This is a genomic window from Laspinema palackyanum D2c (genome assembly GCF_025370875.1).
GTDB classification, from domain to species: domain Bacteria; phylum Cyanobacteriota; class Cyanobacteriia; order Cyanobacteriales; family Laspinemataceae; genus Laspinema; species Laspinema palackyanum.
The window spans coordinates 177,193-188,307 of the sequence record NZ_JAMXFD010000011.1; the positions used below are offsets into that span (position 1 = coordinate 177,193).

Genomic DNA, 11,115 nt, shown 5'->3' on the forward strand with positions numbered 1-11,115 from the left:
GCTGCTCTCTTGCAGTTGGTCCGATAGCCCAAATAAACCGGGCTAAATCAGCCCAAACCCTTTGTTAGTAGTAAATTGGAGTAAAACATCCCTATGGGTAAAGTAGTTGGAATTGACTTAGGAACCACAAACTCTTGCGTTGCTGTGATGGAAGGGGGTAAACCCACCGTTATCGCTAACGCAGAAGGCTTCCGGACCACGCCTTCGGTCGTCGCTTACACGAAAAACAGCGATCGCCTCGTTGGTCAAATCGCCAAGCGTCAAGCGGTGATGAACCCGGAAAACACCTTCTATTCCGTGAAGCGCTTCATCGGACGCAAACATACCGAAGTCACTCACGAAACCACCGAGGTTTCCTACAAAGTCCTTAATATCAATGGCAACGTTAAGATCGATTGCCCTGCTTTAAGCAAGCAATATGCTCCCGAAGAAATTTCTGCTCAAGTGCTGCGGAAACTGGTGGATGATGCCAGCACCTACCTCGGCGAAAAAGTCACCCAAGCCGTGATTACGGTTCCCGCCTATTTCAACGATTCTCAGCGTCAAGCAACGAAAGACGCCGGGAAAATTGCCGGGATTGAAGTGCTGCGGATTATCAACGAACCGACTGCCGCTTCTCTGGCTTATGGGTTAGACAAGAAGAGTAATGAAACCATTCTGGTGTTTGACTTAGGGGGTGGGACCTTCGACGTTTCCATCTTAGAAGTTGGCGACGGTGTGTTTGAAGTGCTCGCCACCTCCGGTGATACCCACTTGGGTGGGGATGACTTCGATAAGAAAATTGTGGACTTCCTCGCCGAAGAATTCCGCAAGGCAGAAGGAATCGACCTGCGCAAGGATAAGCAAGCCCTGCAACGGTTGACTGAGGCCGCTGAAAAGGCCAAAATTGAGCTCTCTAGCGTGACTCAAACGGAAATCAACCTGCCGTTTATCACCGCAACTCAAGAAGGTCCGAAGCACTTAGATACGACCTTGACTCGGGCTAAGTTTGAGGAACTGACGGCAGATTTAATCGACCGTTGCGGCATTCCCGTAGAAAATGCGGTTCGTGATGCCAAGTTGGATAAGAGTGCGATCGATGAAGTCGTGCTCGTCGGAGGTTCCACCCGGATTCCTGCGGTGAAAGAACTGGTGAAAAAGGTTCTCGGCAAGGAACCGAACCAAACCGTGAACCCGGATGAAGTGGTAGCCGTGGGTGCTGCTATTCAAGCTGGGGTGCTGGCAGGGGAAGTTAAAGACATTCTGCTGCTGGACGTGACTCCCCTCTCCCTGGGTGTGGAAACCCTGGGTGGCGTGATGACCAAGATTATTCCTCGCAACACCACGATTCCTACCAAGAAATCCGAAGTGTTCTCCACCGCAGTGGATGGTCAAACCAATGTGGAAATCCACATTCTGCAAGGGGAACGGGAAATGGCGAACGATAACAAGAGTTTGGGAACGTTCCGCTTAGATGGCATTCCCCCGGCACAACGTGGGATTCCTCAAATTGAAGTGACGTTTGATATTGATGCGAACGGGATCCTGAATGTCCATGCGAAGGATAAGGGGACTGGTAAGGAACAGTCGATCAGTATCACGGGTGCGAGTACCCTGCCTGGAGATGAAGTGGAACGGATGGTCCGAGAAGCTGAATCCAATGCCTCGGCAGATAAAGAACGTCGCGAGAAGATTGATCTGAAGAACCAAGCGGATTCGTTGACTTATCAAGCTGAGAAGCAGATGGCTGAGTTGGGAGATAAGGTCCCGGCAGATGAGAAGACGAAGGTGACTGATTTGATTCAGGCGCTTAAGGATGCGATCGCCAAGGATGACTTTGACCTGATGAAGTCGCAAATGACTGAGTTGCAACAAGCTCTGTATGCGATCGGTAGCAAGATCTACGAGCAATCCGGCGGTGCTGCCGGTGGCCCATCGAATGATAATGACGGCAGCAGTGGTGGTACTCCTCCCTCTGGCGGTTCTGATGAAGATGTAATCGACGCTGAGTTCTCTGAAACGAAGTAGGTTAGCATCATCATGTATAGGAAGAGAGGTAGGGTTAACCCTGCCTCTTTGTGAAAGCCCGTTTAGGCGGGCTATTTTTTTGGGGATGCGTTGGGCGATCGGCAATCAACCGGATTGCCAGAATATACATTGGCCCAAAATTTTGTGCCAAGTATAAAACGAAGAAGTGAGAATGGGCGGGCAGGTGTTCCATCTGAGAAAATTAGTAGAACTCTTCCTCAATTCTGGAGTGTTCCCCCCAACCCCCCTTTTCAAGGGGGGCTTTATTTGTCTCACATTAGTTAACACCTGCCGCTTCAATTAATCGGGACAGGGCTACTTGAATCGCCAACAATTCCGCTGGAGGGTTTCGCAAAAATTCCGAATTACTCTGCCGAATCATTTCGTTATAAGAGCGAATTGAATCTAATAAGTCTTGCGCGTTCACTTGTCCATCCGCTAACAGTCGGGCTAATTTAGACGCTAATCGTCTTGTTGCTTCAACGGATGGAGCGCCTGGAGTGCTAGAGAGTGCGGTGGACAGGGCATTAACGCTATTCACTTCACCCGTAGTGAGGACCGCCGCCACGAGTTGCTGTGCTTCAAAAGAAACGCTTGCGCCTGTCAATCCATTGATATTTCCTGCACTTAGCTGCCCGAGGACATTACTACCGGCTTCATTCACCGCCGCTTGAGCATCCCCTGTTCCGGCAAAGACCGTTTGGCTTCCGGTTCCGGATCCAAAACCCCCAATGTCCCCGGTGGTGGAGATTACCCCTTGTTGCCCTTGAGCACCAGTCGATGGATTTGTTTCACTACCTCCGGAGGTTGAGGGTGCGGTAGGGGTCTCAGTGGTGATGGGTGGCGGTTGTACCTGGGTCGGTTGAAACACTGGTGGCGGTTGCACCTGGGTCGGTTGAAACACTGGTGGCGGTTGCACCTGGGTCGGTTGAAACACTGGTGGCGGTTGTACCTGGGTCGGTTGAAACACTGGTGGCGGTTGTACGGGTGCAGGTTCAACCACTGGTGGCGGTTGCACTGGTGCAGGTTCAACCACTGGTGGGGGTGTGATGTTGGGTGCAGGTTCAACCACTGGTGGCGGTTGCACTGGTGCAGGTTCAACCACTGGTGGGGGTGTGATGTTGGGTGCAGGGGCAATGGGTGGAGGGGGTACTATCTCACTGGGTGGAGGGGGTACTATCTCACTCCCCATCATGGAACCACTTGTCGGAGATTGAGGTATTTGTTGAGCCTGAACTGGGGAGGCACTGAGGAAGATAACACCACACAATCCTAACCCAACTGCACAATATTGATAGAGAAATTTATGATTCATTGCGATTACACTAAATGACAACATTTAAAAGGCTAAAGAATAGCCATAGCCAATGCCGAGAATGAACCGGGCACCATCCCCGGCACTATTGGTTACATCGGCAAAAGCGGGGGTAATTACTACAGGGAGATCCTTGAATGGGACGATTGAAGCGCCGAGAAACAAATCTTGACCTGTCCAGTCCGCAATCAGCGAGATCTGTTCAGCGACCCGCAAACCCACACTGCTAAAGACACCTATCGTGTTGTTATCATTGATTACATCATCTTCTGAGCGGTAACGACCACCTCCCACTCCTAAAGATACAGTGAGTTGGCTCAGAGGTTCGGCACTATTTTCTTTAAAGCGAAAGACTTTTGTCACGACGCCGTAGGGACTGGTGGTGGTATCAATGTCGCCCCAAGACAGGGCATATTCTACCCCAGCGGCAACGGCAAAATTATTGGGAAGTAAACGGTGGACTTTAAAACTAACGCCACCATCAGCTAGGGTTTCGTCAATTAAATCGGTAACCACCAGACTCACTTCTAAGCCAACATTTTCGCGAGAGTTCCCTAACCCAAATCCTAATGCTAAAGTTCCATCAGCTTTGGTTGTGTAGCGAGTTCTCTCTTGATATCCAAATCCGGTATAGACTCGACCCCAGTTCGCACCGAATGCGGTAGGAGTTCCGATACTCACTCCGGGTGCAGAACTTCCACCGGCTGTGGGGACAACTAGGGTGGCGGGTTCTGGAAGTAAATACTGATTCCGTAGGGTTTCTAGGTCTGAATCGGTAGAAGCGGGTTCCTGGGCGATGATCGCCTGGTCTGGCCGAAAGAAGGAGTTAAAGGTACGTTCTTTTACCTGCAATGCCTCAGCGGTTGGAGAGGGAAAGGGTAACGTGAACTGAGTGGTTTCTGAGGGGAGTTCTGAGGCGATCGCCTGGGGTGACTCGGGGTTCTGATTCAGCGGGACGGGGTTACTACGGCCCATTGGACTATATAAGGCGATTCCCACAAAAGATGCGATCGCCAATAGCAACCGTTTTGACCGTTGAGTTTTACCTATCCCTGGATATTTCGTTAATAATTTTTGACTCATGAATTTTTAAGCTCACTGCTCACGCACACTGAATTTCTGAACTTTGCTCGACTTCAACCCGGGAATGTCTCATCACCCCTAGATCTGCCCTAAAATTAGCCCTTCACTTACCATAACAATCCCGGTTGGGTTTCCGGTTGGGGTTGGGGTGGTGAAATGGGGGCTGGTGGGGGTGAGGATGGACTTGGTTGCATCGTTGATTCGGACTGGGTTTGGGGCGCTGGAGAATTAACTGGTGGGGTTGTGGATGTAGGAGGGGAATTCGCCATCAAAGGCTGGATTTGGTCTCGCAGCTTCACTACCCACTCTCTTCTATTTTGTCTTTCTGTTTCTCTGGGAAATTGTGCGATTTGTTGGTCAAGAATTGTGATGGCTTTGTTGTAACTGACAAATGCCTCATCATACTTCTCCTGAAAGGTTTTCACTAATCCTTTCCCATACCAAACTGGATAGAATTCTGAATCGATTTCCAGGGCTTTTTCATAAGCATCAAGCGCTTCTGGAGGCTTCAAGGCTCTCCAATATTGATTTCCCTGATTGGCCCAATACACTGCACTATTGGGCTGTGCCGCATTTTGCTCCTGCATCCCCGCCAACACAAATTCTGTCCCGATCGCCTCGATATCATCTTGATTTAATGCCCGAGCCGGATTAGTTTGGATGGTGACATTATTTAAAGGAATACTGACTTGGGGTGCTAAATTCAAAAATTTAGAAATCGGAATTGATAAACTATAGCCAATAAGCACTCGTTCGTTTCCTGAAGCCCCTTCATTAGAAACCCGTTCTCCTTCATTTTGTCCATGAACAGCAATGACTCTCCCATCGGTATCTAAGACCGGACCCCCACTCATCCCCGGATAAGTTATACTCGTATAAACGGCTTGGTAACCTTCTGCAACCGGGCGAATTCTAAACCCGACCATTTTATTCTCGGGCAGGAGTCTCCCGACACTAAATCGATACTTTAATTGAGCGATATCTCGATTATTAACTCCCGGCCATCCAGAAGCGAACACAAAATGTCCATATTCCCGAATAAGTTCCCCATTAGGAAGTCGCAGGTCTCGTTCGCTATTAATATTAGTATCATAATTAGCCAGGGTCGCTAATTTATAATTCCTGTTGCTGTCGAATTGCAGGATGGCTAAATCGACTTCGGGAAGTTTTTTTACGGTATTAAAATCTAGGGAATGTTCTTGTCCGTCATGGGTTACCACCTTCAGTCCAGGACGGGGTTGCTTACAAACGGGTTGTTGATCTCTACAAACTACATGATTAGCGGTTAGTACCGTATAGGTGTTTCCTTGTTGGGCAATCAGAAACCCGGACCCGTTAGCCGTTTTGCCTGATTCGGGCTCGGTTTCAGGAATTAAGACGGTAATTTCTTGAGCGATCGCCTTGACTTGATCAACGCGATCGCCCATAGCGGTCCCGAGGTAGGGTTGTGCTACAGCCATTGCCAAACCAATGAGGACCGCTAAAAGGATACGATATACTTTCATGGTTCTGAATGCAACTCCTGCTTGAGGTTCAGTGAAGTCTGGGTGTTACCACAACGGGTCGGACCCCGGATTTGGCAGTCCAGGAGTTTCCTCTACTCGGGGTAATCCAGAAGAATCAACCTGGGGTTGTGCCGATTCTGGCAGAGAATGCCGGGGTTGTTCCTCTGGGGAAACCAACCGAATGGGGGAGGGAGGAACGCTTGCCGCTGGCATTCCCCCAGAATTGTTGTAAAATCCCGCTGCCAGTTGGACAAAGGTATCGATCGCAATTCCCATGCTCGATCGCATCATGATATCTCGCATGGCGGTATTGGGTCGGGAACCATCGGTAAAGATATAAGGATCACCCCATAAGGGATAGGCGTGCATTCCATTAATCCCAATCACCTGACCTTGACGATTCAAGATGGGACCGCCACTCATGCCTTTTTCCACCAGATTGGTATAGGCAATCTGATATCCCCGCGCGATCGGGCGATCGGCGATTAAAGAGACTGTACCCGTCGTGAAGGTCCAAGCAGAACCATACTGTTCCGATTCAACGGGAAACCCTGCCGCAAAGACCTCATCCCCAGCTTGCAAGCTTGAAGAAGTCCCCAGGGAGGCCACAGGATAATCAGCACCCGTACTGCGAAATTGCAGTAAGGCCAAATCGTTGCCCTCAAAACTCACGGTTCTCACTACTTCCGCTGAATAGGTGCGGCCATCATGGGTTTGAATTTGATATCCAGAACCCTGTCCAGCAGTCAAAACGTGCTGATTGGTGACAACGGTATAAATCGGTCCTTGTTTTTGAATAACAATACCGGAACCTCCACTGCGCCCTGACAACACTTTTACCGTAATTGATTGGGCAATTTGACGGACTTGTTCGGTCAAGAGTTGACCGGACGGTTGTGCCGTGAATCCACTCACGGGCCGGATTTGAGCGGAACTAGATAAGGGAAATAACTGTGTTGGTAGGGTGATTAAGAAGCTACCAACACAGATAAGAACAATCTGCGATCGCAAATTCACGTTATAATCGCCTTTGAATCAGCTTACAATTACCAAACAGATCCACCGCTACCGGAGGGTTGAGAAGGCTCAGAAGGGGTGACATTTGCCCCACTAGAACCTCCCTGGGAAGGGCCATTTGGATCAACGGCAGCATTATCCAAGAAGTTGTTCAGGTCGATGGTTATCTCACCCTCATTCTCGGCAGAGGTTTCATACAAGGGGCCACCGACTCCAGCGCGGAGGTCAAAGAGCTGCTGAACTGCTGCGGCAGCATCTGCCCCAGACTTAAGCGTAAATAACAGATTGCTGTTATTACAGCCCCCCCCTTGATTCGCACAAACAACGGGCTGACCATTTACATAGCCTGTGGTGATGAACCCGAGTTGTCCCTGTCTATTGAGATTGTCAAATCGGGAGGAGACTTCCTGACAACGCCGCTCTGGAGTATAACCCGAAGCACTAAAATATTCCGCATACCAGCGAACGACCGGGACCGCACCCCGTGGAGTCAGGGCAAAAGTGGTGGGTAAACCCGTTGTGGAACTCATGCCACACACAAATCGGGTGCTTTGTGCTTCAGAAGGCTGCTGGAGGGTGAAGGTTGCCGCGATCGCAACTGCCGCAGCCGTCAACATTGACGTAATGGCGAATTTTGCTTTCATAATGTATGATGAGATACGGATCAGTGGAATCAAGAGCTTGCATCTCTTATTTCACGCCTAGGAATATCCTGGCTTTTTTATATTAACAGAAAAAGCCAGGATACTTTTTATCTTTACAAAACTTAACATTTTTAATTCCCGAAATCGAAAGCAATTTATATTAATCGTAATAACCTAAAATTTTGCATTGTAGATACTTAAAAAAATGCCTGTTAAACACACATCAACTTAAATTAATTTCCATTTATTTGTTGTTGAAAGCCTGGGGTTACGGATGCCATAAACCTCTTCCTCTATCAGTTTTAGCCAAAATTTAGATTTGGTACAGGCAAATTCTCCCCCTCTCCTGCACGGGTGAAAGGGGGAGTTTGAAATAAAGTAGAATAATTTATTTCAACCTAGTCAACGTAGTGATAGCTCTATTGAACTATCCGATTTTCTAGTCTAATTGTTGAAAAAATCGGCCAAGGATTTATGGAGTGAATGAGCGCTCATCTGACCCCGCGAATTAAGATAAAGGGTTAACAAAACCCGTTTGACTGGAACCCGCCAATTGTTCAATCCTGTTCTGTGATAAGGTGTTTGAGTTCTATGAGCAAAGACTCCATCTTATAGCGCTTATCTGGGTTCTCCCATGCCTTAAACTGAGTAAATTTTTGCAGAAGTCCTTCCACCTCGCGTTGTTGTTGCGCTGAATCTCTGGGTATTTTTTTCTCCCGGACGATTTGTTGAATTTGTCGCAAACTCAGAGACTCAGCGATCGCCCGTTCTAGGAGTGCCAACCGCTCAGACTCCGACTCCAACTTGGCGATTTCCTTCGCTTTGGTCCACTTAATCCGTCCATAGCGGAGCGCTTCAAACAGTTCTGGAGGCAGTTTTAGCAAAGGAAGGCGATGAGTTCGGAACGATTCGGGAGTGATCCTCCTGCCGATGGTAGCAAACACCTCTTGAATCAACTGTTGTTCTCGATTACGGACAGCGATGTCCGTAAGTCCTCGCTTGCCATTCGCGATATAGTTGAGCAGGGAGATAATCCAGTCGCGGTCCTTTTGCAGGCGCATTTCCAGCAATTGTAAAATCCCTTCGGTTTCTTCAACGGGATTCAAATCCTCCCGTTGTAAGTTTTCGACCAAGGCGTACTGTAGCACTTCTGTATCCGTCATTTCCCTGACTGTCACCGGCACTAGGGTTAATCCCAGGGTTTGAGCGGCTTTATACCGACGTTCTCCCGCGACTAACTCATATTGATTCCCGGCGATCGGGCGCACGAGTAGGGGCTGAAGGATACCATGTTCTTTGATACTAGCGGCGAGTTCCTCCATTGCCACTTCGTTAAAGTAGTTTCGGGGTTGAAACTGGGAAGGGCAAATTTGCTCAAGTGGCAGGGTCTTCGAGAAGAGGAAGGTGGGGATAGGATGTTGAGTATTTTGGGTGTCCATCTGCTTTTTAAGTGGTGAGTGGGAAGCGATTAAAGGAGGCGATCGCTGGGGTGCGATCGGGCGGGGTACATCGGGTCACGGTTAAAAGCAGGGTGGACTCGATGAAAAAACGCTTCCCCGAACTGGGTTGGGATGTATTCTCCTGTCCGTTGTAAGTACATGAGCACAATATCTTAATAGGATTCTATATCTATCTCTAGGAGTAGACTCGGGTTTTTATGCGTTTTTTTGGCTTTTTTATGAAAATTTCACAGAATTGATGCTCAGGGGCCACTTAAATCCCGCAGAGTTTGCATAAAAATTTAGCCCAGCTTTAGCTTTGTGTTCTTTTCAAATCAAGGGTTTGACAGGAATTCTTTGGAGTATCCCCAGGAGTAGAGAAGCGCTTTTTGACCGGGAAAATTTTATGGCGAGTTTTCTTGCCAAGAGTCCAGAGTCACTCATCAGACAGAAGCGCTCATCCTCAGCGCATTGAAAATTCTTGCAGCGCTTCGCACTAAATTTTTATCGTGGTGAGGCTACTCTTTCTGATTTAATTTTGTTCTGAGTCATCTGGACAGTGAACAGTCCTGTATAAGTCCCCGTCAGTTACTGATGAGGTAAAAAAAAGGAGCGGCATCAAACCCGTCCATCACTCATACGGGTAAGGATTCTAAGCTTAATGAGTTTTACCCTGATGCACCCAAAAGAGCGACTAAGCCAGTCTGGCACGTCAAACATATTTTAAAAAAGCGATCGGCCACATTTGTGGTGTTTTTAGGAACTGCATGAGGGTTACTTTTGCCGTTTAATCCATATATAATTAATCCAAAATTTATGCACTTTTATTCCCCAGCCTAATTTCTTATTTCGCAAATTCAGCGGTCAAGAAATGTCAACTTAGGAACTGTTTATAACAAGACAACGATCGCGGTTGCGCCGATTATTCAGGATTTGACATAAAACAACCTTGAAATCATTCTTTGATGTGACCAGAACTTCCCCCTGACCCACTGCGATCGCGAAGCCTCTCCCGAGGAGAATCGTCTACCTCCTCTGAGAACCCACTCCATCTGTTATCTGCTAGGGACACTGGGTGAGGAGAAATTTAAGCCACCCGGGAACCCGCTTGCTGACCATTGAGGGCAAAATTCGCTAAAATGTCAGCTAACCCTAAACACCGATTCGGACAGTTTAAAAGTCTGGCCAAAGAGGGTCTGACCCAGACTCAAGGGTGTTGCTCACCGTTCAATAATTGAGAGGTCTAATTTATGGTAACCACCCCTCAAACTCCAAAGGTCATCTACCCTGATTGTGATGGAAATCCGATGTCTGATAATACCCGCCAGTTTCGTTGGATTGTGGTGATTAAAGAGAATTTAGAAATTCTGTTTGATAATGATCCGAATGTCTTTGTGGCGGGGGATTTGCTTTGGTATCCCATCGAAGGCAATAATAAACTGCGTCAAGCCCCTGATGTGATGGTGGCGATGGGACGACCTAAAGGCGATCGCGGGTCTTATAAGCAATGGGAAGAAGCAGACATCCCTCCCCAAGTCGTGTTTGAAATTCTTTCCCCCGGAAATCGCCTCAAGGAGATGGCCAAGAAACAAGAGTTTTATGACCTCTATGGGGTGGCAGAATATTATGTTTTCGACCCCGATCGCCTGGATTTCAATGGGTGGTTACGCAATCAAGCCGGTTCCCTGAAAGTAATTGAACAGCCCGAAAATTGGACCAGTCCCCGTTTAGGGATTCGCTTTGAACTCCAGGATGAACAGTTTACCATCTACCGTCCCGATGGTGAGCGATTTCTCACCTCTACCGAGTTAGCCAAACAAGCCGAACAACAACGCCAGGAGGCTGAACAACAACGCCAGGAGGCTGAACAACAACGCCAGGAGGCGGAACAACAACGTCAGAGGGCGGAGTCAGCAGAAGCACGTCTTCGGGAATTGGAGGCGCGTTTACGGGAACTAGAGGGCGATCGGCATCCTGAAGGGTAAGATCATTTGACTCTGGACAGTGGAACAGTTTCGCCCCTCTGAACCTGGTTGACTGACAAAAGTTAAGAATGAGGGCTGAAAGCTTTACATTCAGGGATTTTTAGCCTGGGGCTTGAAAAG

General features: G+C 48.3%; 8 protein-coding genes. 2 read left to right on the top strand and 6 right to left on the bottom strand.

Annotated features, from left to right (window positions below):
* Window positions 1–93: 93 nt before the first annotated feature.
* Window positions 94–2,007, top strand: a complete 1,914-nt coding sequence (gene dnaK, locus NG795_RS15095; RefSeq protein ID WP_367289481.1) for a molecular chaperone DnaK — start codon at window positions 94–96, stop codon at window positions 2,005–2,007.
* Window positions 2,008–2,284: 277 nt separating this feature from the next.
* Here the strand turns inward: dnaK and NG795_RS15100 are convergent, their stop codons facing one another.
* From NG795_RS15100 to NG795_RS15125, 6 genes are all read right to left on the bottom strand, one after another.
* Window positions 2,285–3,322 carry a hypothetical protein gene (locus tag NG795_RS15100; RefSeq protein WP_367289482.1) on the bottom strand — a complete coding sequence of 346 codons (1,038 nt, stop codon included), beginning with the start codon at window positions 3,320–3,322 and terminating at the stop codon, window positions 2,285–2,287.
* Between the two features lie 24 nt (window positions 3,323–3,346).
* Complete coding sequence (locus NG795_RS15105; protein ID WP_367289483.1) at window positions 3,347–4,405, bottom strand: hypothetical protein; 1,059 nt, start codon at window positions 4,403–4,405, stop codon at window positions 3,347–3,349.
* A 107-nt stretch (window positions 4,406–4,512) separates the two neighbouring features.
* Entirely contained in the window at window positions 4,513–5,910 is a 1,398-nt protein-coding gene (locus NG795_RS15110) for a tetratricopeptide repeat-containing S1 family peptidase (RefSeq protein WP_367289484.1), read from the bottom strand.
* 45 nt (window positions 5,911–5,955) lie between these two features.
* A complete protein-coding gene (locus NG795_RS15115) occupies window positions 5,956–6,927 on the bottom strand; it encodes a S1 family peptidase (RefSeq protein ID WP_367289485.1) in 972 nt (323 codons plus the stop codon).
* Between the two features lie 29 nt (window positions 6,928–6,956).
* Window positions 6,957–7,571, bottom strand: a complete 615-nt coding sequence (locus tag NG795_RS15120) for a COP23 domain-containing protein (protein WP_367289486.1) — start codon at window positions 7,569–7,571, stop codon at window positions 6,957–6,959.
* A 557-nt stretch (window positions 7,572–8,128) separates the two neighbouring features.
* Window positions 8,129–9,010, bottom strand: a complete 882-nt coding sequence (locus NG795_RS15125; RefSeq protein WP_367289487.1) for a ParB/RepB/Spo0J family partition protein — start codon at window positions 9,008–9,010, stop codon at window positions 8,129–8,131.
* A gap of 1,250 nt (window positions 9,011–10,260) precedes the next feature.
* Between NG795_RS15125 and NG795_RS15130 the strand changes: the two genes are divergently transcribed.
* Window positions 10,261–10,995 (top strand): Uma2 family endonuclease, encoded by a 735-nt coding sequence (locus tag NG795_RS15130; RefSeq protein ID WP_367289488.1) that lies wholly within the window; start codon window positions 10,261–10,263, stop codon window positions 10,993–10,995.
* The last annotated feature ends 120 nt before the right edge of the window (window positions 10,996–11,115 follow it).